General features: G+C 54.1%; 22 protein-coding genes. 10 read left to right on the top strand and 12 right to left on the bottom strand.

Annotation, left to right across the window (positions count from 1 at the left end; translation table 11 throughout):
- Positions 1-40 precede the first annotated feature (40 nt).
- The 5 genes from AC1DLV_RS22915 to AC1DLV_RS22895 are packed head-to-tail and all read left to right on the top strand — an operon-like array spanning position 41 to position 5626.
- Entirely contained in the window at positions 41-1480 is a 1440-nt protein-coding gene (locus tag AC1DLV_RS22915) for a hypothetical protein (RefSeq protein WP_476802325.1), read from the top strand.
- Entirely contained in the window at positions 1473-2282 is an 810-nt protein-coding gene (locus AC1DLV_RS22910; RefSeq protein ID WP_476802324.1) for a hypothetical protein, read from the top strand. Before AC1DLV_RS22915 ends, AC1DLV_RS22910 begins: the two co-directional genes overlap by 8 nt.
- Complete coding sequence (locus AC1DLV_RS22905) at positions 2279-3562, top strand: hypothetical protein (protein ID WP_476802323.1); 1284 nt, start codon at positions 2279-2281, stop codon at positions 3560-3562. Before AC1DLV_RS22910 ends, AC1DLV_RS22905 begins: the two co-directional genes overlap by 4 nt.
- Positions 3559-4713, top strand: coding sequence for an OmpA family protein (locus AC1DLV_RS22900; RefSeq protein WP_476802322.1), 1155 nt, complete (start codon positions 3559-3561; stop codon positions 4711-4713). Before AC1DLV_RS22905 ends, AC1DLV_RS22900 begins: the two co-directional genes overlap by 4 nt.
- A gap of 19 nt (positions 4714-4732) precedes the next feature.
- The gene (locus AC1DLV_RS22895) at positions 4733-5626 is read left to right on the top strand and encodes a hypothetical protein (protein ID WP_476802321.1); all 894 of its coding nucleotides are present in this window, start codon (positions 4733-4735) and stop codon (positions 5624-5626) included.
- A 102-nt stretch (positions 5627-5728) separates the two neighbouring features.
- Here the strand turns inward: AC1DLV_RS22895 and AC1DLV_RS22890 are convergent, their stop codons facing one another.
- The 10 genes from AC1DLV_RS22890 to AC1DLV_RS22845 form a co-directional block, all read right to left on the bottom strand.
- Positions 5729-6430 carry a thermonuclease family protein gene (locus AC1DLV_RS22890; protein WP_476802320.1) on the bottom strand — a complete coding sequence of 234 codons (702 nt, stop codon included), beginning with the start codon at positions 6428-6430 and terminating at the stop codon, positions 5729-5731.
- A gap of 135 nt (positions 6431-6565) precedes the next feature.
- A complete protein-coding gene (locus AC1DLV_RS22885) occupies positions 6566-7012 on the bottom strand; it encodes a hypothetical protein (RefSeq protein ID WP_476802319.1) in 447 nt (148 codons plus the stop codon).
- Complete coding sequence (locus AC1DLV_RS22880) at positions 7009-7224, bottom strand: hypothetical protein (protein ID WP_476802318.1); 216 nt, start codon at positions 7222-7224, stop codon at positions 7009-7011. Before AC1DLV_RS22880 ends, AC1DLV_RS22885 begins: the two co-directional genes overlap by 4 nt.
- 607 nt (positions 7225-7831) lie before the next feature.
- Entirely contained in the window at positions 7832-8980 is a 1149-nt protein-coding gene (locus tag AC1DLV_RS22875) for a DUF4236 domain-containing protein (RefSeq protein ID WP_476802317.1), read from the bottom strand.
- 873 nt (positions 8981-9853) lie between these two features.
- Positions 9854-11077, bottom strand: a complete 1224-nt coding sequence (locus AC1DLV_RS22870; protein ID WP_476802316.1) for a COG3904 family protein — start codon at positions 11075-11077, stop codon at positions 9854-9856.
- Between the two features lie 6 nt (positions 11078-11083).
- The gene (locus AC1DLV_RS22865; RefSeq protein ID WP_476802315.1) at positions 11084-11575 is read right to left on the bottom strand and encodes a hypothetical protein; all 492 of its coding nucleotides are present in this window, start codon (positions 11573-11575) and stop codon (positions 11084-11086) included.
- Positions 11576-11632: 57 nt separating this feature from the next.
- Positions 11633-12982: a hypothetical protein gene (locus AC1DLV_RS22860; RefSeq protein ID WP_476802314.1), complete on the bottom strand. Its 1350-nt coding sequence runs from the start codon at positions 12980-12982 to the stop codon at positions 11633-11635.
- 4 nt (positions 12983-12986) lie between these two features.
- Positions 12987-13631 carry a hypothetical protein gene (locus AC1DLV_RS22855; protein WP_476802313.1) on the bottom strand — a complete coding sequence of 215 codons (645 nt, stop codon included), beginning with the start codon at positions 13629-13631 and terminating at the stop codon, positions 12987-12989.
- Between the two features lie 13 nt (positions 13632-13644).
- Positions 13645-14697: a transcriptional regulator gene (locus AC1DLV_RS22850; RefSeq protein WP_476802312.1), complete on the bottom strand. Its 1053-nt coding sequence runs from the start codon at positions 14695-14697 to the stop codon at positions 13645-13647.
- Between the two features lie 193 nt (positions 14698-14890).
- Positions 14891-16228 carry an AAA family ATPase gene (locus tag AC1DLV_RS22845; RefSeq protein WP_476802311.1) on the bottom strand — a complete coding sequence of 446 codons (1338 nt, stop codon included), beginning with the start codon at positions 16226-16228 and terminating at the stop codon, positions 14891-14893.
- A 218-nt stretch (positions 16229-16446) separates the two neighbouring features.
- On the opposite strand from AC1DLV_RS22845, the gene AC1DLV_RS22840 reads away from it, so the two are divergent.
- The 5 genes from AC1DLV_RS22840 to AC1DLV_RS22820 are packed head-to-tail and all read left to right on the top strand — an operon-like array spanning position 16447 to position 21062.
- Complete coding sequence (locus AC1DLV_RS22840; protein WP_476802310.1) at positions 16447-17118, top strand: metallophosphoesterase family protein; 672 nt, start codon at positions 16447-16449, stop codon at positions 17116-17118.
- Positions 17115-17885: a metallophosphoesterase gene (locus AC1DLV_RS22835; RefSeq protein WP_476802309.1), complete on the top strand. Its 771-nt coding sequence runs from the start codon at positions 17115-17117 to the stop codon at positions 17883-17885. The genes AC1DLV_RS22840 and AC1DLV_RS22835 overlap by 4 nt, the downstream gene beginning before the upstream one ends.
- Positions 17882-18679, top strand: a complete 798-nt coding sequence (locus AC1DLV_RS22830; protein ID WP_476802308.1) for a metallophosphoesterase — start codon at positions 17882-17884, stop codon at positions 18677-18679. Before AC1DLV_RS22835 ends, AC1DLV_RS22830 begins: the two co-directional genes overlap by 4 nt.
- Entirely contained in the window at positions 18655-19509 is an 855-nt protein-coding gene (locus AC1DLV_RS22825; RefSeq protein ID WP_476802307.1) for a metallophosphoesterase, read from the top strand. Before AC1DLV_RS22830 ends, AC1DLV_RS22825 begins: the two co-directional genes overlap by 25 nt.
- On the top strand, positions 19509-21062 hold the full coding sequence (locus AC1DLV_RS22820; RefSeq protein ID WP_476802306.1) for a tudor domain-containing protein: 1554 nt from the start codon (positions 19509-19511) through the stop codon (positions 21060-21062). The genes AC1DLV_RS22825 and AC1DLV_RS22820 overlap by 1 nt, the downstream gene beginning before the upstream one ends.
- Positions 21063-21769: 707 nt before the next feature.
- On the opposite strand, the gene AC1DLV_RS22815 is transcribed toward AC1DLV_RS22820, so the two are convergent.
- The gene (locus tag AC1DLV_RS22815) at positions 21770-22606 is read right to left on the bottom strand and encodes a peptidoglycan-binding domain-containing protein (protein ID WP_476802305.1); all 837 of its coding nucleotides are present in this window, start codon (positions 22604-22606) and stop codon (positions 21770-21772) included.
- Positions 22607-22639: 33 nt separating this feature from the next.
- A complete protein-coding gene (locus AC1DLV_RS22810) occupies positions 22640-24499 on the bottom strand; it encodes a hypothetical protein (protein WP_476802304.1) in 1860 nt (619 codons plus the stop codon).
- Positions 24500-24578 lie beyond the last annotated feature (79 nt).

Raw genomic sequence — 24578 nt, 5'->3', positions numbered from 1 at the left:
TAATGAACAAATTTACTGACGCTGTACGGGGGCACAGGTTTTGGCGAAAGCTTTTAGCGGGCTTAACAGGCTTCTTGAAAAGTTTAAGGAAAATAACCACGATTTCGTGGTAAGCACCGAGATCTTTCCTAGTCTCGACGCAGAACGTGTTGCTAAAGATATGAAGCTCGTCGAGGAAGGCGAAGCTCGCGGGGCGCAGAATCAGCCAGCGAGTAGCGCCAGATCTATGGACGACATTGAACTTTCGGTTGTCGGTAAGATTCAGGATGCCAGGAATACTGAACATCATAATCTTGAAGACCAGTTGCTCCTCTTTACGGAACGTTTGGTCGGTCTCGACTTTCAGGGACAATTTTCGGAGATCGAGAAGACCAGCGCCGAAGGTGTATCTGACTTCAAAGCTGAGATCGTAAAGGGCAGGAACGAACTCCATGGTTTGCGTCGCGGGCTAGACGCTGCTGAAAAGGACTTTGATCACTTCCAAAAGAAGCACCGCATTACACGCGCCCCACGCGTGTCCGAGGGGCCAGTCATGTTCTTCAAGATTGCCATCCTCATTCTCGTGTTCCTACTGGAAGTGGTCGCCAACGGCTTCTTCCTTGCCAAAGGAAGCGACATGGGCGTTGTGGGCGGCATTGTGGAGGCGATTGCATTCTCGTTCCTCAACATCGGCTTTACGCTCATCCTCGCGCTATTCTGCGTTAGCCTGACCGCCCATAGGTCATGGTTGCTAAAGCTCCTTGGCTTGGTGTCGATCCTTGTTTGGGTGGGGTTCGCTGTCAGCTTGAACCTCCTGCTTGCCCACTACCGTGAGATTTCGGGCACTTTCTTCGAAGAAGCAGGCGTCCAGGCTATTACCAGGATGCGGGAAAACCCATTCGGTCTCACGGACATCAAGTCGTGGTTGCTCTTCGGAACGGGTTTGGTCTTCTCAATCATCGCCTTCATCGACGGCTGGTACATGCGAGACCCATATCTTGGATATGCTGGGGTCCACAAACGTCTGGAGGCGGCACGTAAGAAGTATGTGAGCCGCCAAGAGTACCTGATCGACAATCTCATCGACGTCCGCGATGAACACAACGAAAAGGTCGACGCCATCATCAAGAGCCTCAGCGGCCGCCGAAAAGAACACAATTCGATTATTGCGCACCGTTCCAAGCTGCTGACTCTCTTTTCCAATTATCAGGAACAACTCGAACGGACAGCGAACGTTCTGTTGCACAAGTATAGGGACGCCAACACCAAGGCTCGGGACACTCCCTCTCCAAAATACTTCGACAAAGGCTACAAGCTCGATCGCATCAAGGCCACACGTGCATCCAATGCAGAACTGTCCGACAAAGACATTTCAGATGCGATCACCAAAGCCCAAGCCGAGCTAGCCGCTCAGATTAAGAACATCGCCGCGGTCTGTGAAAGCGGCATCGACGAGTTCAGAGAACTCGACAAGCTTCATCCGGAGACCGCCAATGGCTAAGAAAAAGAAGAAGAAAAGCGGCGGTTCAGGGATGATCCTTGGCGGCGTGGCCATATTGGCTTGCTCCGCGGCTATTATTGGTGGGCTCGGCTGGCTCTACGCCAAAGCTTCCAGCCAGCCGAAGCTGGACAAGGTAACGCTTTGCCCGACAACGGGCCCAGTCGCAGTGACGTCTGTCTTGTTCGACACAACCGATCCCATCACTGAAACCACGATGATTGACCTTAAGAGGCAGTTCAAAACCGCTTCGGACGCAATCCCCATCGGAGGTCTGCTCGAAATCTACGGCCTCACCGCGAAACCTGGTGACCTCGTTAAAATGTTCACCGGTTGCAATCCCGGCGACGGGTCATCGGCAGATATTTGGACCCAGAACCCCGCACGCCGTCAAAAGCAATGGGAAGATGCGTTCAATGACCCGCTTGGGAAGGTCGAAGGTGAGATAGAAAATGGAAAGTCAGGAGATCAGTCTCCCATCATGGCGGGAATTCAGCGGATCAAACTGACAGTCTTCGACCAGCTCGCCAACATACCTAAGAAACTCATCGTCGCATCTGACATGATCGAGCATACGGGCCTCTACTCCCAGTACAAATCTGGAATCGACTACGACCACTACAAAACCAGCCCAGCCTACGCAGAATATGGGACTTCTCTCGAGGGTGTGGACGTCTCTATCTGGTACGTGAACAGGAAAGCCAAGTCCTTCGGAAGCGCCGAGCATGTGAAATTTTGGGCAAACTGGGTCGAGGGAAATGACGGCAACTGGCAAAAGCCGTTGAAACTGGAGGGCATGAATTGAAAGACACGCTATTAGATCGTTCGGCCCCCGCCATCCTTCGGAATTTGCCACTCATCGTATTTGGTAGCTTCACCCTCATCGGGTGCATTTTCATAGCCGTGTCGAAGCTCTCTGGGATTAACCCGTTCATCTCCATGATGTTTCCGATCATCCTGATGCTCGGGTATCTGGGACTATCCTGGTATTCAGGACGCGTGAGGCTCCATGATGAGCAGACGGGCGACAATCTCTACTACATGGGGTTTCTGTTCACCCTCTCGAGCCTTGGCGTGTCGCTGTACCAATTCACCTCCGAAGGTTCGATGGACGATGTTGTCAGAAATTTTGGCATCGCCATCACATCAACAATCGTCGGCATCTCCTTGAGAATATTGTACAACCAGACACGCCGGGACGTTCTCGACATCGAACGAGCGACACGCCACGACCTGGCAGACATGACAAGGCGCGTGCGCGCAGAGTTGGAAAACACGTCTCGCGAGTTTGTCGATTTCCGTCGAGTAAACACTCAGATGATCACTGAGGGCTTCGACGACATGCTCCAGCACATGGAAGAGACGAGCACCCAAGTCACCGAGACGATGGGCAAGATGGCGGAAGAGGCCATCAAACCCATGAAAGAGGCGTCAGTTAAGTTCGGTAGTGCGGCCGACACCGCTTTCGACCAGATTGCCACGAAGCTCAATGGCATCGTGCAAAACATCGAAAACGTAGCCAAGCAAGTCGACAAGGTCATGCTTCCTGAGTCCGTAATCAGGAACGAGTTTGCACCGATGGTGAAGGAACTCGGCACGTCGATGCACGCCTACGTCGCCAAAAATGAAGCCACCATGGCTGCGCAAAATGCGCGCTTCGAGGCCGTCATGTCGGGACTCGAAAAGGTGACGGACACGATGAGCAAGTCGGTTTTGCTCATGGAGAAAGCTGTCATTGCGTCTGCAAAAGTGCAGCAAAATACCGACAATATGGCCCGCAAGCTCGAGCAACAGAATTCCGACATGGTGTCCGCCTTGGGCAGGGCGCTGGATGACGCTTTGAAGCCTCAGGCCACTGCTGTGGAAGACACGGGCACGACGGATGTCAAAGCCGTCAACGGCACCCGTCCGTCGGTTCCAACAGTACCTTTGCCAACTACAGAGCCAACCCCGCCGCCACCAATCATCGCAAGCGAACCAACGCCAGTTGTCGAAATTCCGCGGCCGTCATGGAGCCCTCCCTCGATCGACGAGAAAGCACCCACCATTGAAGGCAATGGCAAAAAGTGGTGGCCGTTAGGATGAGCATGCAAGGCACGTCTGTCTCGAGCGAACAGCGTGGTTATGGCAGAGGCCTCATCCTTGGCCTGACCATGGCCGAGTCTATGCTCCTCCTCGTATTTTGTCTTCTGCTTGCGGCTGGTGCCATCATCATCAAGGAGCGCAAGGAAGCCGAGAAAGCCTTGCTTACAGCCACCGACAGACAAGCTCTTGAGATCGCGTTAGCCGAGGAGAGGGCTCTGACTATCCAGTTATCGGAGAAGCTCAAGCACCTGAGCACCGCTACCCCGACGGAGATTGACGAAAACTGGCGCGAACTGGAGATAGCCAAAAGGGACATAGACCAGCTCAAGGCTACTGGTCTCACCCTGGAAGAGGTCAAGAAACAGGCTCCAGTTATCATTGAACTCCTGAAGGAAGAGATTTCGCCTGCAGAGGTCGCAGAGGCGTCGGCCGTGCTCGACAAGCTGCAAGAGCAAAGCCTGACGCCAGAGGAACTCGAAAAGCTGGCCGCGGCAATCAAGCTGCTGCGTGAGAAGGTCGTTGTCTCGACGGATATTCCCGCCGAAGAGCAGCTCGCCGAGATGGTCAGGCAGGCTGAGGCCTTCAAAGAGACAGAAGGAGATTCAAAGCCTCACGAATGGCCGCCGATCATCAATCTCAGCGAAACCAAAGACTACTTCTTCAAGAGTGGTAGTGCTTTGATCAGCCCGGGGTTCAGGAAACTGCTGGCTGAAGACACATCGCAACGCATTGCCGATATCGCCAAACAGTACGAAGTCGACGTGATCGAAGTCATTGGCCATACCGATGAACAGAAGATCAACGGCGTCAGGTCAAATTTGGATGCCGAGATGAAAGGTGTGCTCGATGGCACCACATCGGTCGGAAAGATGCGACCAGGCGATAATGCGGGTCTTGGTCTTGCCCGAGCCATGGCCGTCGCCGAAGTCCTAAAGTCCGTGCCTGGGCTACAAGGGCTTACGATCCTGCCTATGTCTGGCGCACAGCTTATCCTGCCTGGGGACAAACTGACTGACGGAGCCCAAGCAGGTGACGTTCAGGATCGCCGAAGAATCGAGATCAGGGTCCGAAAAAGAAACGCCGTAGAACCATCAACGCCGGACCTATCAAACGAAAAAGTCTTAATTGAAGGCGGCAGCGTCAATCAGTGAGCCTCCACAGGATTACGTAATGCTTGAAAAATTCGCGACTGGGATTGTCTCCCTTTCAGAACAGCAGCTGACGCTTCTCAGCTATGGCGCGATGGCCTTTGGAGCTGTCCTTGCTGGCATAAGGGAAAAGAGCGAGATCGAACTCGCCCGAGCACCATACTTCGCCTATTCATCCTTCTTCGTGTTTGCCATGACAGCCATCCAGATGGTTTGGCTAATGTCACTATCCGCCATCATGGGCGGGTATCTGTGGGTGCTCGTACTTGTTGCCTTCGGGGGAATGTTCGCAGGCGGGTATCTTGTATGCAAGGTCGCCATGGCGCGGTCTCGTGACATCAGCGGGGGTAATGGGTCGGCCTTCCTAGCCTTCATCCCCCTCGCGAACCTTTGGTTGTTGTTCAAAACTCCCAAAGTTAAAGCTTCATCCAAGCGCGCACAGACCGTACCTTTGATGACAGGTGGGTTGGGCGTCGTGACTGGGCTTGTCTTTTTGATCGGAACTGTATCCATATCCAAATTCATAGAAATAGAAGCTCAAAATATGGGAAATGGTGAGTTGTCCGAAAAGATGACTCCTGAGGAATCGATTGACTTCTTGATCAGGACGCAAGGTCTGCCTCGGACAATCGAACTCATGGCGTCGGAGGCGAATACCCCGATCAAAGTCGACGATGTAACGACGCTCAAAACGATCGAGGCGTATGGCAATGAGTTGCGCAGAACATACTCAGTGAATCTCGAAACAGTAAACCTGTCATATGAGTTTCGCGCAGGGGTCAAAAACGAGGTATGCGGTTGGAGCCCCTTTATGACCCTGCTACGTGCGGGCGGAACAATACGAGAGGAATACTTCAAGGTGGATGGATCACATATTGTAAATATTGCGATTACAAGAAATGAATGCGGAATCTGACCGAATGAAGGGTCTCGAAATCAAGGTCCGAGCATAGGTTCCCGCCGAGACAGGGCCTCTGGTACATATTCGGACAAGAGTCTCTCTCAGGCAAACGGGAACTCATCGCCAGGCGGGAGCTCTCCAGCCCGCGTCCAAGGCCTCTCGCTCGCTGCAGAACCAGTGCTCGCCTTTGTCTATACTGACTTTCGTCTTCTTGTACCAAGGACTCCAAGGCGCATGGTAGATCCTACCGTTAGCCGAGATGTTGCCCTTGATCGGACAACCCTTAGGGGCCTCCTGTGCAGCTACCTGCCACTTGGCATCACGATAATCCCATGGAGCCTGTGTTTCAGCCTGCCAGACGCCTAGACCCTGTCTATGGGCCGCGTCCTCGTCAGAAGCGTAGTCAGTTGAGTACTTCCTGAATGCCCAAGCGTAGCCCTCCGCGACCAGTGTCTTATTGATATCGGTTCCGCTCGGGGTGAAACAGACGGCAATAAGCCTGTCATAGCCGTCATATTCATTGCCCTTGCAGACAACGCCGTTGGCTACCAGTTCTCCAAGCCTATCCATGGCGGCATCGTCACAACCCCAGTTCTTGCCTCTTGAGGTATTGCAGCGCTGACCAACCTCAGGTGCGTCGATCCCATGAAGCCTGATTGCTATGGATCCCACTTTAATGGTGTCGCCATCGATAATTTTCGCGTGACCTGAAAGGTCGCCTGCAATTGCAGGAAGGGCGGATGCCAAAAGAATTGTGGCTAGCTTGCATGGTTTAGCCGCAGAAAAAATACGTTTGGCGAGTTCGAGATGATCTATCATATTCTCGGAATTATGTAGCAAAAACCACCAGATTTAGAACCCAGCATGACGTAGGCTTGATCCATCAGATCAGGAGCGGTGGACGAAACCGTTCGACGCTAGCGAGGGCGACCCGAATATTCGTCCAGCACGACCTCATATATTCATCATTCCGGCGGCGGCCCGAAAGGCGGCGACGGTATCCGTTTCCAGCTGCTCGATCCTTTTGACCATGGCAGCGTGTCCGGCCATTGCATCGTCCCATGACGAGTAGCGGGGCAAATCGCCCTCGGGGAAATCGACGTGTTCGTGGCCAATAAAAGTGCCGTCAGGGAACGAATATTCCGTCTCGATACGCTCGCACACGTTAGTGAAGAACACCAACGGCGGCCCGTTGTCGACCACCCGGTCATCGCGGCCAGTAAACTGAGTGAAAATGCAGTAGTGAACGGTGATGTGTTCGGCGATGCAGTGAAAATTGTAGCAGGTTCCGGCGACTTCCCTGTCTCTCATGAAACGGGTCCATGTCTGGCTGGAGGCAGGTACCACAAGATGGTCTTTGTCGAGGATATAGCGATCATGTGCCCACGGACGATCCGTCACTTCGCTGCTTTCTGAGACGAGGTCGGTAAATGACGCTGCTGAATCAACTGTTCAAGCTCGGAAACTATCGATTTTAGCTGTGAAACCTGCGAAGCCATTTCTTCAACCGTTGCCTTGGGCGCTTCGCTAATTTTTATTTGTTCATCAAGGAGGCGTCTCAGCTGGTCACGTTGAATTTTCAGCGATTCAACTATGTCAATCATATGGCTCATGACTTGATCCTAGAGGCTGCGAGGGGAACCAATTCCGCCCTCTCGACGAACTTAGTCGTTGGTTAACCACGAACAGGTCCCAGCTTCTAGGACGGCCGTCGCCGTCCCTCGCTTAATGAACGTCAAGACGTATTTCTGATCTGATTGATCGTAATTGAGCATTAATCCATCACCAGTGCACGAGATTTGATCAGTATCGGGGATAGGCGCACATGCCAACGGATTTGGAAATCTGTCACCCCAGATCTCCTCCGACGAGATACGGACGGAGAAGGAGCTCTGGGGTTTGAAGCGGACCGCTATTTGATGTCCATCAGCGTCCTGCGTTAGGCCGACGGCCCCCTTGCCGTAACAAGCAAATGCGCTGCTGGCCCACGACGGCGCTGAGGACAGCGCGAGACAAAACAGTATCAAAGCTACCCGCATGCACTCCATCCCTAATGTCTTGGCCGTATCGCGTTCATGGTCCGCAGAAATGATATATGCCGATCTGTCCGACCATTTCAATGTACGGAGAGAGCCAGTCTCAAGGCAGATTCCGCCACCGTATTTGGCGGTTATCCCTGATGCCGCCGACCTACCGAAAAGCACCGTCAGTTCCCTGGCTTCACTCAGCACCGACGGTGCTTTTCGAAAACGCAATCGAAGCCAGGTGCCAAAGCTCGGTGGTGAATGGTAGTATTCGACCTTCCAAGCTCACTTGTATGAGTTCGTTCAGGCCGCTTTGGCTCGTAAAGTGAAGTTCCTCATAGGCGCACACCGGTAGTTGTTCATTGTCGTTGAAGCGGCGATCTCGACTGCCGTCTTTGTTTGGGTGCTTCCATGTGTGTTCGATAACTCTGGCATCGGCAGGTACTTGTCCCTTTTTTTCGATAAATTTGACCTTCTTAAGAAGGGTCTTCAATTCGGCATACTCGACAGCCCCGACCTTGGAGTTTTCGACGACAAGAATTCTGTCGGGGTAGAAGTACAGCACCTGCTTTCCAACGGGTATCGTTGGTACGTCTATGTTTGACCTTATGATGTCAGGGTTTGAAAGTGTGACATTGATCTTGTTACGGTTCTGGAGACTAATTGCGCCTGCGTTTCGCTTCCAATTGCGACCCTTGCCTTGTGCCTCAATGTGCCAAATGGCTTCGGCAGCTTGGAGCCGCCTGAATGTGCCGATCATGCTCTCGTATTTGGCTAGGATTTCAGGCTCGAAATCGTACAGCAGGATTACGGATCGTCTGACTTTGTCGAGGAACATTGCTGCCAGAAAAGATGGCGCAGCGACATAGGCAACGGTCATCCAGTTTTGCAGATTTCCAGAAAAAAAGCAGAAGGCCATCACTACTGCCCAAAGCCATAGGACAATACGGCTCAGCCGGACCCTTGTCTGCTTGCCGTTGATTTCTGAAAGCAACGTGGCTGCCGACTGGGGGAACATGTCGAGAACTGAACCGCTTTCGATTTCGTGCATCACGCCATCGCCGTGATTGACCTCAGCCTTTTGTCGAAGCGCTGTAGGTGCACGCTTGGTTGCCTTCGGTGCAGGTAGCGAGCCTTTATAGACAAACCCTTCTTTTCCAGCGTGGACGTAATTGCTCCTTGGGCCCATACCAACACGCATCCCAGGGATGCCTACCGATGCTTCGACGCCAGACTTTGCCAGATTGAAACGGAAAGGACCGACGGAAACAGAATTCCGAACGGGGTGCTCAAAAAAACCCTTTCCTAGATCCCCCAAGATGAACTGAACAATCCTAACAAGCACTTTTACCTACCTGTGTTAGTTATGGTTTTAGTCATCACCCATATTGGCTTTCTCTACAGCAACCCAATCAAAGTCAATGTACCCACGCGGTTTTGCCGAAACATGAGATGCGGTCGTTTTTACATTTTGACGGTAGTTGAACATGGGTGGTGGTGATTGGAGCCTAAGAGCTCACGTGTGTCTGCAATTGAGCCAGGCCATCCGCCTCGTTGCTCCTTTTCGAGCGCAATGATATTGTGCAGTCAGTATCAGTTAGTCTGGCTTGCGATTTTTTCTAGAATAGGCTTCGTAAGCTCATCGCCACGATCATTTCGGCGAATGTAGCGTATCCGAAGTCTCAGTTCTCTGTGTGGTGCTCGACCGCGGTCTATTGTCCGCAATTTGGCTTCCGCACGGCAAGGGGGAGAGCAATATGACTTCTAGATCGTTTCGTTCCGAACAATCATATGACCAGCTTTCGCTACGTGATCTTCTCGATGCGAGAGATCAATATCACATCCATTTGATGCGCCAGCCCAACGTGTTGGCGACTGCTGTCGGTTTGTACCGTATTCGTGTCAAAGATGGTTGGCCTGATGAGCATGGTCCCGGGAAGGTCCACGGAACCTACGCGAGGACCTTGGGAAATTCAGAAGTCCGTGACTATTCGTGGCATGCCCTGCAAGTGTTCGTGAGGATCCATACCTTGTATTTGGCGTTTGCTACCTAATGCCGCATATCCTGACGCTTCTTCCTCAGTTCCATAATATTGATTATGCGGCTAACTCATTGATTTTATTAACTTTTCTTAGTTGAGAACACAGCACATCAACGTGTTTCCGCCAAAAGTCGGCCTCACCCGCGTTATGCCGCCAAAGAGCCAGGCAGCCGCTGTTACCTTGCTGAGATGACGTCTTCGGTGGCGGTATATCGTGTGATCTGACGGGCTATATCCGTCAGCTTCGTGTTCGGAGGAACCATTTCAAGTTCCGGCATCCACGTGCTCAGATCAGAACCCTCATTCCCGATTTTCATTGTCGTAGGCGACTGCGAGAACTCCCAAAGGTCATCTTTGACCTCAAGTTCATCAAAGAGTTCCGAAACCGTGCCAGCCGATTTGTAGAAAGCCGAATTGGAGCCAGGACTAAATAGGCACCAAACGAAGTTCTTGTCATCGTAGGTCTTCGCGATCGGTGTGAAGGCCAACCAAGTCGATAAGGTGCCCTGTTTCACGCGGCGGGTGCCAAAGGCCAAGTCCGCCTCGCCGTTCTCGAGAAGTTTCGACCCCTCGATGAACTCGTCGATAACCGATGCTGCGGTTGCAAACCCAACAAAACTGCTGCGGCGTTGGAGATGGTAGTATCGATTTATGCAGGCGTTCACGATCATCGATTGCGTATATTTTTTGGGGTCGTCGATGATCCGTTGGGAAGGATCAATATAGTCAATTCCGAGGAATCTCACCGCATCCACGTTGTCGACCATATACAGATCGTCACGTGTTGGTTTGAGCAAAGTCGGAAGCTCGGCCGTCGATATAAATAGGTGGTCGGCAATTGCGATGAACCGTGCGATCGCCAAGACGGCAGCGGTATAAGCGTCAGAGACATTCTGCGCCGTGTAGGAAGATTCCCCGATATCAAGATAAGGGGCGTGAAAGCCTAGTGCGGCCCCTGGCTCCAGTCGACGGTCGGGAGGCTGGTTAGGAATGGGTCCGTCATCCGTGGGAGGAGCCGGATCTTTCGGCAGGTCGGTGCCACCCAAAAATGCCAACGCGCATGCTGAAAAGCATCGGTCACCCGATGCTACGTTGGTAGCCAGCCCCATACGACGAAACAGTAACGCCAAATCGAGACCTGCCTGATATGATCCGCCTGGGCTATCGAGTTCGACTACTATCCTTCGCCAGACGTCTTGCTCATGGTTGATGCCCGCTGTGGCCAGCGCGGCCTTGATAGCGTCGACATCTGAGTCCGTGATCGGGCCCTCGAGTCGAAAGTGGGCTTCGCTCGTGCCGAAGTTTTCTACAATACCTTTGAATGTTGCATCGGCCGCGCGAGCGGGTGAACTGGCTAGCACTAAGCCGCCAATGAGGCCTATCAGTGCTGAAAGCTTCATTGTCACCTACTTTGCTATTCCTGGGCAGAGTTGGTTGAAAATCGTCATCTCAACCCCATAGCCAGAAGCGCTTGATCCATCGAGTATTTCACGGGTTTTCAGATCCTTGACCTTGTATTCTGCCATCATCTCGTCGGTCTGTTTTGCAGACCCCAAAAAGGCGAAGCTCTGACCGAACATGTCGGTCCACGTCCGCTTGACGCAGTTGCCTGTAACGCGGTCGCTGACCTTTACCTCTTTCATCGTGCGCTTCACGCAGGCCATCGAATTGTCGAGCAAGTAGTCCACGCAGAACGCTTTTGCATCCTTTGGTGTGTGTTTCACCACAATGACTGCGTTTGCAGAGCCAATTCCCTCGTTCGAAACTGTTGTCAGGTGCATGCCAGCCCTTGATCCGTAGTAAATACGGTCATCCTCCTGAGCCTGCCCGTCCCCGATAACGAGGCTAAGCCCCAGGACGATGCCAGCTGGAAACGCAAACTTCCTGGATTTCCTCATGATCTGGTCTTCATTTCTTTCGTTGTTAGTATCGGCAGGTGACGGGATCGGCTAACCCTAGAGCTTGAAGCAGAACCTGTTCTTTGATTCCATGTTTACGGCGCAGAGGGTGTATTTGTCATCGGCGCTCAGGAATGCGGGCTTTCCATTGACGGTGAAGTTGTCGCCGTCCCTTAGCAGGATGGTCCTGTTCCCCGTTGGCCATGTGAATTCGTAGCGATCAGCTCGCTTGCCCGCGAGGTAGACATTGTGTGTGATCGAGCCTGCACAGGGCTCTTCCTCTTTCTCATTGGTGGGAGTGACAACGACGCAGGTCGCCTTAACTACCGCTCCTACGAAAGATTTGTTTGCCCTATTATCATTCCCGAGTTCAGTGATGGGAAGCGTCGGCTTGTAGGTGGCGAGGCGGGGAATGAACGCGCTACCCTCTTTGAAGTTCTCGACGGAGCATTGGCCATGCCCCACGGCTACATTGTACATCCCATTGTAGCCGCAACCCTGCACGTATTCGTCACCGTAACCAATCAGGCAACCCGCCTCCGAGTAGCCCGCGTCGCCGCTAGTGACCGAATATATTTTCGTGCCGTCCTTATCCTGCAGGAGCTTTACGATCGGATCACCGTACCCCCCAGTCGTTTTAGCGAAGGCTTGGTAGTCGGTGTCTTTACCGATCATGCCAACTTGCCAATGGAACGCATTCTCGCAGGCATAGTAGGCCTGCTCTTCGGTAAGGCCGTTGGCCTTTTCATTCCCGAAGAGTTCCACCTCAAATCGGCCCGCCTTTTCTACGGTGTCGATGTAGAAAAGGTTGTTTCCGATGTGCGTAAGCATCAGCTGAACAAGGTCTGGCCTCATCATGGTCGAATTTGACCAAGGCACGTGATTATTGGCCAGGATCAGGATCTTCATGGTCGATTCCAAGGCCATGTCATGAGCTATTGGCAGTGCCCTGGCACTGACGAGTTCGTCTGAATCAAGCGCCAAATAGGGCCGATGAAAGCCGAGCTTTCCCGATATGTGAAGCTTCCGATTGACGAAATTAACCTCAGCACCCTGTGCTATTCCCATCATGAACATAATCGCGCAGATCGAGTAGCATTCGTTGTCCTTGGCGATGACGGTTCCAACGCCGTATTTATAGAAGTGCTCTGCGAGCTTGACGCCCTCGAGGAGATTGCCGCCGCGGCTGTTCAGGCAGATGGTGTCTTCGGAGGAGCTTTCGCCGTCCACCCCTTTGAACTCGGTTGCAGCCAATTTCTGAAACCGTTCAAAGTCTCCGACCACAATGTCGCCTTCGAGTTTCAGAACGCACAGACCACTGTCGGATCTGGAAATTGTCGCACCAAATGCCTGACTGGCGGCGAGACAGGCAATCGCGATCAAAAGAGCTGGAAGTCTGGGTGTCATTTCGTCAAACCACCCCAGTGTAAGCAATCATCTTGCCATCGGACGCAAGGTCGATGAAAGCGCGCTTGCCACGTCTCCCAACCGCCATGAAGACCAGTCTGTCGCCATGACCTTCCAGAAAGCGGAGTGCCTGGCCATCCTCGTCGTAGTGCGTGATGTCCTCCCCACCAGTCTCCCTGAACCCGATCGATGCCAAAAACTGTTCGTTGGCCTTGGCAATAGCGATGGTCCGCAGGCGGCCAGGGCGTTCGATAGCCCCCCACAGCAAGCCGATGAGACCGAATACCATCGTTACGCAGGCCGCGAAGAAGTAGGCGGCCGCCTGCCCTGACACGGGATTCTCTTTGTTGCTAAAAATGATGCTGAGACAGATCAGCCCCAGCACGAAACCGATGATAATTAGCAGCAAGCTTCCGATTAAGGTTTTGAAGATTGTACCGAATGGCCCACGGTCGTGGCCGCGCACGAGTTCCCTCGCCCCGAACAAGGGCAAACAGATAGCTCCCACAATTGCCAGCAGGAAGATGATGGGGGACGTATTCTTTTTGGTCGACTTGTAGATGTCGCGCCCCATCGAGAGGCCATATCCAGCGACCGCCGCACCGCCAATGCCAGCGGCCATGAGTGCGAGTGACGATTTTCGTGCCATGGATCCCCCCAGATCATCGGAAAAGCGTGCGCAAATTTAAAACGAAGGTAATGGACGACCAGACGGCACCAAGCATCCAAGCAATTGCCAGCGCCACTGCGGCTATGACTGTGTAGACAAGGTCGCCGAGATGGATTGCGCCCTTTCCGAGCAACCTGATCACTGAAGACGTGCGGTCGCCGGTTTTATCGGCCAGTTTTCCAAACCTTGCGAGATCGGCAGGATTGTCGGCGTGTTCGAGCGCCTTGAACGTGGCCTTTATGCCTCCCCGTGAGGCCACAGCTGCGGTTGCCGATGTAAGGCCTGACACCTCCGCCAAGGCATCGGGTTTCAAGACGCCTGAGAACCGCCGCTTAACACCGCCCATATCTATGGGCACCAGGTCTGATGCCACCTTGTTCAGCTCTGTGAAGTCGACCTTGTCGATGTCCTTGTAGGAGACCGATGACACCAAGTCCGTCACGCCTGCGAAGGCGGGCATCCGAAACATAGGTTCCGACGAACTCGATAGTGCTTTCTTCAGTGCAGGAACGTCGAGCAAATCCTTGGCCATCCGCTCGACTGTGCTCGCCATCGGCTTCGTGAGGCGTTTTCCCTTGTTTGCAATTTTGACGACGGAAGCACCCACATCGACTGGTCCCGTCCCGGGAATCAAGGTTGCAACGCCTACCAACGAAAGCCCAAGTGTCAGCTCGTGGTAGTCACTTCCAGATGCCGCCTTGGTTCCCTCTACGGCAATATCCCTGAGGTCGCCGAGCACGAGATAGTCGGCTACCAGTGACCCAGCGATATTCGACGGCGACGAGACCTGGCCCCTTAGAAAGCCGTCGGCAAAGCCTATCGAGTTGCGCCAAGCAACATCGGCGGCATCCTCTTGAGTTCGGGCGATAAGAGCAGGATCGAAGGTGTGCCCATGCTCCTGACCGATTTCGACAAGCTTTGCAGCGTCATCTAAATCCTGGTCGGCGATGGCTAACTCGATCTTTTCGACGATCTGGTCGGTAGATAGGCTTTTGAGGCGGTATTCCGTGATGGAAAATGGGTCGTAATAGTTGAGGGCAAGCATCGCAGCCCCAGCGAGAGGCGATGTGACGAATGCGATGCCACTCGCGCCTAGCGCTGCGAGCGCAAGAATTTTCCTAGCCTTCAATCTCAAATCAAAAACGCCCCGACCTTCCGCTGCGTATTTATGCAGATTAGGCAGGTCTAATTCCAGCCCGTAAGTGTCTGGGAAGGCGGATAACTGACACAATTGAACTTCAACACATCATTGCAGGGATTGCCGCCCTCTCCCTTTTTACGGATTCGGCCATCACGAAGTCGAAAGCTCGAGCGAACTCTCGCAATGATCCTCCGCCTTTGCCGAAGAACGCCTGCAGGGCCCGATATTCATCGCCGTCGAAGGATGGCAGCATTGCCAAGGGGACAACTAGATCGGCCGCTGCTTTGCGTCTCATAGCTGATAGGATGACATCGAAGTGCTCTTGCCGCGGTCGGCCAACGACGAGAACTGTGAAGCGGTCAAGCAGAGCGGCAGGAATCGTTGCCAGGCTGTTTGCCGTGGCCATGAAAGTCATTCTCGAGAGATCCACTTCCGACAGCAGGCAAGCATCGTAATAGAATTCTGAGTTGCCCAGCATTCCCAAAAGGGTGCCCACTGCAGAACCATTCTGGTTGCCAATGCCGACGGCCTTGTCGAGCTCGTCGACAATAATAGCAGGATCGCAACAGCCGAAATCATTGGCGGCGAGAGCGGGACCGCATGGTCGTGTCGATTGCCAGCCGCGGGTAACAGCCGACAGCCCTGCCCCGTCAGCAGTTCCACCAACTGCTACGGTCGTCGAGTGCAAATTCATGAGTTCGGCCACCCGTCGGGCAAGCGCGGTCTTACCGCTGCCTGGCGGTCCCACGAAAAGGAGTGGTTTCAGCTTCGGAGTGGCCTTGCCGACTGATCGCAGGACATCAAGGGCATTTTCGATGTGCTCGGCGACCTTAGTAGCCCATGGCCATTCTTGGGATAGCGTCGCTAGGATCTCGCCTTCCGCTGGCATCTTGCCGACTGCAGGAAGCTCGATCCCGATGAGGCGCTGATATCGTCTAGAGAGCAAGGCCCCGTCATTGGACGTGCTATCGCCGATAGATTTGGCGACGCAATGCCTGTCGCCCACATCATCGATTTCGGGATGCTCGGTATCGAGGACGTCGTTTCGGATCGGAGACTTTAGCCTGAGCCTGGGCTTCAATGACGCTTCGTCAGACACCATACCTTCATAAAAGGAGGCGATCTGTTCGTGGCTGGAGCTAATATTCGTGCGCATGTGTGCGCGGATTTCACGAGCGAGCAGCTTGTAGGCGTCGCTCTCTCCGCATGAGGCGGCGCACCAGAAGAGGAACCTGGCTTTCGCTAGAAAGAGTGCCTGCTCATCCTCATCTAGGTCCGGTGTCATAGAAACAAGCAGCATGTAGCTTTTGGCGCGTTCGAGCGCCTCGCCTGGCGTCTTGAATTCGAGATCGAACGAGGCCGCGATCTCGAGTGCTTGGTCGATGCCGCCAGGGAGCTGGATCCAGTTTTCGACAGCCAGAATAGTTTTATTCAAATTCGCTTCTCCATAAGCAGGCCGCCTCCCCTTCAAAGAATTGCAAAGAGGAAAGCTCAGAATTCCGGACACTTAGCATCTTGACCATCCAATTGATATATGCAAAAACGTCAAATATTCAAAAAGGAGCGCTCATGAATTTTGTGAAGCGAATAGCAGGCTGACAGGTCTGCGAATGCAGATCCGCCAATGCCAACATTCGTTTTCTGGAGATTTTCATGACCTCATTTTTGACTGCCGACACCCACTTTTCGCACCCGCTGATGCTCACCGCCTGCAGGCGGCCATTCTCTGATGTTCAAGAAATGAACGAGGGGATGATTGAAGCGTGGAATGCCGTCGTCCATCCCAATGACCTCGTCTGGCATCTGGGGGACTTTGCGATGAAGGCCAGCGACCAGGAGGTGGCTCAAATCTTCCGGCGCTTAAATGGCCGAAAGCGGCTGATCATTGGAAATCACGACGTGGACAACAAAGGGAGGCTCCTACCCGCTCTCGCCCGCTTGCCTTGGGATGCGGAGCCTGCTCATGCCGCTGAAATCAAGCACGACGGTCAGCGGATCATACTGAGCCACTATGCGGGCTACACCTGGAATCAGGAACATCGCGGCTCGTTTCTCGCTTACGGCCACAGCCACGGGGCTCTTTTGGGGATGCCGGGGTCGATCGATGTTGGCGTCGACAACCAAGGCTTGAAGCCCATTGCGGTCGAGGAATTCGTCCGCCAGGCCGAGGCGTCGATTGTCAACGCAGAGGAACGGGTAGAGCAAATTGTCGATCGCATGATCGGGCGTCTGGCAGGCTATCGCGAACAGGCGGAGGCAATTCGCAGACGCAAGAATGCGGGCTGGTCACTGCCAGACGACGAGTCACAGGGGTTCCGCCCATGAAGCTCGGGATCCTTTCCGATCTGCACCTTGAATACGGGGGGCTTCGCCAGCCTCTGGAAATTCCGGATGCAGACGTCTGCGTAATGGCAGGCGATATCATGCGTGCGCCCGCAAACAGCATCCACTGGCTGGCAACGAATATCGCGCCGGCGATGCCGTGCGTGTTCGTGGCTGGAAACCATGAATTCTATCGGGGTTCCCTCAACGAAGGACTGGACGACGGGTTAGCTTCTTCTGCCCAATTTCCTGATGTTCATTTCCTTGAGAACGACCAGGTCGTTCTCAGCGGGGCGAGGTTCAACGGCGCGACGCTGTGGACCGACTATCGCATTGAAGGCAATCAGACTTTGGCGATGCATGCCGCAAGCTCGGGGATGAATGACCACCGACAGATCGCTTTACAGCGAAACCCATGGAAGCGGTTCTTGCCCTCTGATGCATATCATCGTCATCAACAATCACGTGCCTTTATCATGCGGGCTTTGCGGGTGCCTTTCGGGGGGCCGACCATTGTCATTACTCACCATTTGCCATCGGCCAGGTCGGTGCCTGCACGCTTCAAGGGCGATCTGTTGAACGCTGCCTTTGCCTCCAACCTCGAGGAGATCATCGAGTTTGGTCGCCCTAACCTTTGGGTCCACGGCCACATCCACGACAGCTGTGACTACCAGATCGGAGGCACGCGTGTCGTTTGCAACCCCCGCGGCTACGATGACGGTGAAAACCTGGCGTTTGATCGCAGATTCGTCGTGGAGGTTGGGGAGTGAAATTATGGATTTTGAGCGATCTGCACTTGCACGGAGACCTGTTGACATTCGGTGACAAGCTACAAGTTCCAGATGCCGATCTATGTGTGATCGCTGGCGACCTCACGGATAATCTGAAAGACACCTTCGAATGGATGGCCCGGGTGTTGAGGCCCCACTTGCCAGTTATTTATGTGCTCGGGAACCACGACTACTTCGGTGAAAGCCTCGTCAGCGGTCTCGCGAACGCCAGACAGCTGGCTGCCGATCATCGGATCTTGTTGCTCGAAGACCGTGTGGTCACGTGCGGCCGAAAGAGCAATCGTGAGATCCGCCTGATTGGTTCGACGCTCTGGACCGACTTCGCGTTGCATTCAGGCGGCAATGATTGCCAAGCACGACAGCTGGCGTTCGAGCAATTGCGAGAAGCAATGCCTGAATTCCATTCTGTACGAAGGGACGACGATACCGAGTTGCTGATGAGACCGCAGGACGCTTACTCAAAGCACCTGATCTCACGGGCATTCATTAATGCCGAGCTCGAGAAACCCTTCGAGGGCAAGACGGTCGTTATCACCCACCACGCGCCTCATCGGCTGTCTATTCCCTCCGATTTTGCGGGCAGCCCGATCAATCCAGCCTTCGCATCCGATCTCTCGAATACGATCGAGCAGCATCGGCCAGATCTCTGGATTCATGGGCACACGCATGCGTCGTTTGACTACCAGGTCGGCCAGACCCGAGTGGTCTGCAATCCACCGGGCAACGGCAAGGGAAATCCAGAATTTGATTGGAAGAAGGTGGTGAACGTTTGAAGCTATGGGTCTGGAGCGATTTACATCTGGAAATGCAAGACGTGGAGTTCCCGACATCGGCTCCTGAGAGTGCGGACATCATCGTCTGCGCTGGCGATCTCTGTCAGGCTGACGGCCTCGAGCTTCAGGCAAAGGAGATCGTCGAGCGCTATAGGCTGCCGCTGATCTTCGTGCCTGGAAACCATGAATTCTACAGTGAGCCTTCCATTATTGGGCGGTCATTACCGTCGGATCGTGCAGTCATGCATCAGGTGGCAGAAGCTAGCAAAGGTTGGTCGAAACCTCTCTATGTCCTCGATGACACCAGCATCGACCTCGACGGCGTTCGTTTCGTCGGCGGCACCCTATGGACCGATTTCAAGCTGGGAATTCATGACGAGGCGGACTTTCATTGGCGGCTCAACGATGCCCGGGCAATGAGTTCGGACTTCTCACGCATTCGGATGAATGACGCCCAAATGCTGGCCCCGTCGGATATGCTCTCGATGCATCGTGAAACCCGCACTTTCATCCACGCTGCCCTTGCCCGTCCCTTCGAAGGCAAGACGGTGGTGGCCAGTCATCATCTTCCGCACCCTGCCGCCACGCCCTCGGTCTACGTGAATTCGTCGGCCAATTTCCTGTTCGCCAGCAGTGAGCGGGCGTTTGGCGATGTCATGAAATCTGCCGATGCCCCTGCCCTATGGGTTTGCGGCCACACACATCATCCCGTCGATGTCACCGTTGGCAGAACGCGCGTTGTTTGCAACCCTCATGGCTTCGAAGTTGCGCCCGACGAGCAGGCAAACGCGTTCCGATGGGATCTCGTTATCGATACGGAGGACCTGTGATGTCGGATCTCCCCAAGATCGCCGAGCGCCTGGAAAGATACGCTTTCGACAACAACGGGAGGTATTGGCTGGCTGATGTCTCAAACCTAGACCGCCATCCACCGAACGACCAGCTTTGGGTTCTTGTCGATTTCGATGAAGGCGCGTTCTCGGCAAAGGTGTTCGCGGAAAGAGTTTGCTCCGAAGGGGGCTACCGTTTTCTCATCTTCGTGATTTCCGACATGGCTGAGGAACTGGTCGAACTGATCAGGCGAAACGCGATGATTATCGGGCGTGACGCACCTGCGGTCTCCTTCGCTACCATCAAACGGCAATATTCAGCTTTGGTTCGGCCTGGTTTTGAGATGCTCTGCGACTTCTGGTGGGCGACCATCGTGGACCGTTTTCTGGCGACTGTTCGTGATGTGCTGCCTGCAGACGAAACCTTTATTCTGACATCAGTCAAACAAATGTACGGCTCGATAGAGATCAGATGGCAGACATCCCTGCCCCGCGACAGCGAGCCTGAGCTGGAAATCTGGCAGGCCTACGCATTGGCGATACTGCAGTCAGCACGCACCTGCGAGCGCTGCGGAAAACCTGGTGCCGTCAGACGGCACTCGGACGGCCGAGTTTTCGTCGCTTGTGATGAGCATTCCGAAGGTGTCGCGGCATCAACGCCCCTAACCAGAGTCGTCCTCAACGGTCTTGTCTATCGTTACGATGAGATCGGCACCGTCGAGCAAGTGAAAGGGGATGGCCGAGAATCGTTCAGAAGCCTGCAGGAGCGCTACCCAAGGCTTTTACCAGAGGGGTTTCCCTTCGGTTGTCATTCGGGTTGGGTCGGAATTCTGGATCGCTATTTCGCCGAGGTCGAGGCAATTTTGCCTCCCGACATCCCTTTCCGGATTGACCAGATCAAAGAGAAATTTGGAACGCTGCGCATATATTGCGAGCCCGTTTGGCCAGATCGGCAGCCGACCAAGAATTTCGAGTTCGCAATTCCAAATATGGGTGCACGTGCCGATGCCGAAAATGACGTCGAGCAAAAGCTCAAATTTGCACGCATTAGGGCGGAAGGACGATCTGCTCATACATGCGAGGTCTGTGGTCGACCTGGCCAGCTAACGGTTAGCGGACATTGGTACCGCACGGCCTGCGACGAGCACGCCAAAGACGGTAAGCCCGTCGGAGGTGAGGACGGCGTCTGGAATGTCGGTGGCACCAGGTGGCGCTTCGATGTCGAGCTGGACGATATTGTAGAATCGAGGGAAACGCCGATGTACGGTGACATTTCAAAAGCCTTCAAGCGCCAGCTCGACGTCGTTGTTCAAGAGCAGTTTGATGTCACTGAATATGAAGTGGTCGGCCATGTCCCCGTGCTCTGGTCGGGCTGGCAAGGCGATAGCTTGGTGGCCCACGTCAAGCTGCCAGATGGTAGACGCGAAATCGTTTTTGCCGACAGTACTGGCAATCTTGGTGGTGACCCCAAGTCTGTGCTCGAGGAACGACTTTCAGCCTACCGGACGGCCATTGAGGAGACGCTGGCCTTCCTGAAGGGTTTTGAATTGTGACGCAGCGCAATGAAGTCACATGCTTACGCTGCGGATGGGTGTCGTGGGCTATCACAAAGGCCCAAGCCGAAAAGTATGTTGCCGATTACAATGCCTGGTTTAACGCCCTCCCTGCAGAAATGCAGGCGCGCGACGGCCGCCAGAAAGGGTTGGATTCTTACAACTGCATGCGCTGTGGCGGCTCAGAATTTCGGAAATCTGTAGACGACGACTGTCCTGCTGGCGTGACCATCTCACCGGTTGTCGCCGACGAATTTGCGGCTAAGGGTGAATGACGTACGGAAGAAAACGAGACAGCTGGTGGGTCGGACGTCAGTACTGCTGGCGGCAACGCCACCAGCTAGTACCATATCATGCGAGGTGTGGGGCAACGACGATCCAGTTAATGTAGCCCCATAGTGCGAAAAATGACCCGAGGCCGATAAGTTTTGACAATAGGGACAGAGAGTTGCCCGCGTACCAAAACGCGTGGGCCCACCCGAAGGTAAGCATAACGAACAATGCAACGGAATTGCCGATAGATAGCGGGACGTAGAAACCCGACCGTGTAAGATTGAAGCCAAAGATCAGCATGTCGAAAACTAAGGTAATCGTGAACGCGATCGCCGAGACGAATGCACCTACGACTATAACTCGTGCAAGGTGGGCAGCTTCGTTGGTGCCGATTTTTGGCCCAGATCCTGATACTCCTGACATGGCGGACCTCCTTAAAAATCTTCCGAAATTGTGAATGCGGGCTCCTGTTTGTCGCCCCCCTTTGCCGCTTCGGCCTCAGTCACCTTGGGTGCTATCACCGTTGGCTTTTCAGCAGGCTTCTCCACCAGAGCCTGAGGCTTTTCAGAGACAATCGAGGCGGTCGACTCCGCATCGACCTCGCTTTCGACTACTGGGCCCTCTGACATCACTGCATCATGGTAGTCGTCGGCCGCGGGCGATTTGATTTCAGGGACGGGCGTTTCAGCGATAGCAATGAAAGGCTGCGGAGCCACCACTTTTGCCTCTTCGACGACGGGCTTGGCCATCTCTGGGGCAACAGCAGCAGTGGTTGCGCCTGCCTCCTTGGCCGACTTCAATGCAGCCACGAGATCATCATCGGCAGTGTTTACAGCAGGAAGACCCCGTTCTTTCCGGAATGCGAGGATCGCCCTTTCGGTGTTGCCACCCCAGTACCCATCGGGCTTCCCTACTCCCGTGTACCCGAGGTCATAAAGCTGCTGCTGAACCAGCTTAACCTTTTCGTCGGGAACTCGCTTTGGCTTAGTGGGTGCCTGGGCTGTCGATGCCGCTCGTGCTCGAGGCTGTTTTTGCTCGCTCGAAGGTGCCTGAGACCTATCAATGCGCGGATTCTGGCGGCGGGGCTCAGACTGCGGACTTTGTCTGTTTTTGATGACCTCACCGATGACGGCAGCTCCGATCCCTACTCCAAACCTTATGAGATCATCGTTAGCCCGAGCTGGGACAGTCGACAGTCCGACCGCCGATGCCAAGAGGATTGCTAGTGTTTTTCTCATTCTTGTTCCCTTCTTTTTGTTATTGCCCGACATCAATCATGCCTGGATTCATGCAAGCCACCAGCCTCAATGCTGGCTGGCGGATCCTTGCTTCTCGGAGTCGACCTGGGCCTGTCGCTCGGCTTCGCGACGAGCCGCTGCAACGTCTTCGGATGTGAACTCGATTCCACGGCGTTGGGCCTTGTCGTCATCAGCCTCCCTAGCCGCAGTCTCCAGTCTACTGGTTGGAACGCGCTCACCGTCGTCGCCGACGGCTATCTGGTTCTTTTCGGTGTCGGTCTGTTTCTGAACTTCGTTGTCCAACTGGGACTGCATGTCGGCCGCCCATGGCTTATCCTCCGCCCTAACCCGCTCGACGACGCTGTCTGCCTCGTTGTAAGCGCTTTTGAAATCAAGGGCCGCATGGGTTTGGTCGGTCTCATTTTCGGCAGAGAGGTAGGACTGCCCTTCTTCACGGAGATTGGTGAGCTTCGCCGAAAATTCGTCTCGGTCATCCATGTAACCATTGAATTCGTCTCGACTAGCACGCTGCTCGTCTTGGGCATTCAGTATGGCCTGTGAATCCCCTTCCCGCATGGCGGTCTCCAATTTCTCGGACGCGGCATCCATCCGATCGATGAAGGCCTGGGAGAAATTGTTGTCGGTCTCCGTTCGGGCAACCTGTTCGCGCAGGTAATCCTTGACCACGTCCGTCTTCTCGACCCCGATGGTCTGGACGGAGCTTTCCATCTCTCCTTCAGGTCGAAGCGCTGCTGTCTCGTGACGAATTTCGCTTGAGTGCTTTTCTTCAATCCCAGTTTGCTCTGAAGTGCGGTTGTCCGTGTCAGACAGGGACACCGCATCCGAGCCGTCGGAGTCGGTTTCAACAATTTCTTCCTGCTCGGCGACATGCTTGTCGACAGAGGCATCCAGGTCGGCATTACTGTCCCTCTCATATGGATCTCGACCTTCGTCCATGGCCTTCAGCAGTTCGTCCTGGCGCGCTTCATATTCCATGACCTCGTCGGACATGTCCGTTTCATAGTCTGAGCGGGTCGGCTCGTGGTCGTAATCCACCAGCTGAGGCACGTCGGCATCGCGGTCTTCAAAGACAGGCACATCGTCAATGAAATCGGCAGCTGCCTGGTCGATCCGTTCATTCACAGAATCTGCTTCTGGAAGCTGGGCGAGCTTCATGCTCTCCTCGTTCAGGGTGTGGGCAACCTCGCGATCCAGTTCCAATACGTTATCGAATTTAGCCTTCAGTTCGTCGGCCGCCGCTGAAAGCTTCTGCAGTTCAGCCTGCTGCTCGCGGTGCTGATTGCTGTCAGCACCGTAGAGGAATTCGTGCTTTGCCAAGACGCTGGCAGCGGTATCCCGCTCATAGGAGGCAGCCTCGTAGTCCTTGCGAGCTTCCAGAACGATAGCTGCCTTGACGTCCCCTGCTTCGCGCATGGAGTCGATGCTCTGACCAAGGGCTTCCTGTCGCTCGGTGAATGCGTAGTACTGCTCTTGTGACAGCTTTGCGGCTTGTTGCAGGAAGACGAGCGATGTCGTCGCGTTGCCCTTAACGACAATGTCGGCGGCCTCCTTGTCAAAACCCTGCATGCTCCCGTGCTGGATATCCTTGCGGAAATCCATGCTCTGGTAGCTGTCGACGTCCTTTTGACGTCTATCAAAATAGGCGCTCGTCCTCTGGCGGAGCTCCTGAGCAACCTCCTTGGTTATTTGAGTGTCCCCGCGCTTCTGAGCCTCTTCCACCATTTTCCGATTGAGTTCGTCATCACGCTTTTTGTCGAAGTAGCGCATGATCTGCTCACGCTGTTTTTCATGATAGGCACGAGAGTCTTCGAGCTCTTGAAACGCGTCCTGCTGCCTTTGAAGCTCCTGTTGGTCGGATGCTCTCTTCTCGTAGAATTTGCGTTCCTGTTCTTTTTGGTCGTCCATGGCCCCTCCTCAAATCGGTTTATGAATAACGTTTGATGATAATGCGGTGTTAAAGCTGTCGGCGCAAATGGCCGACAGC

The sequence above is a fragment of the Aminobacter sp. 01T433 genome (genome assembly GCF_056398585.1).
The sequence above is the reverse complement of the archived record's forward strand: the minus strand, read 5'-3'. Positions and strand labels throughout refer to the sequence as shown.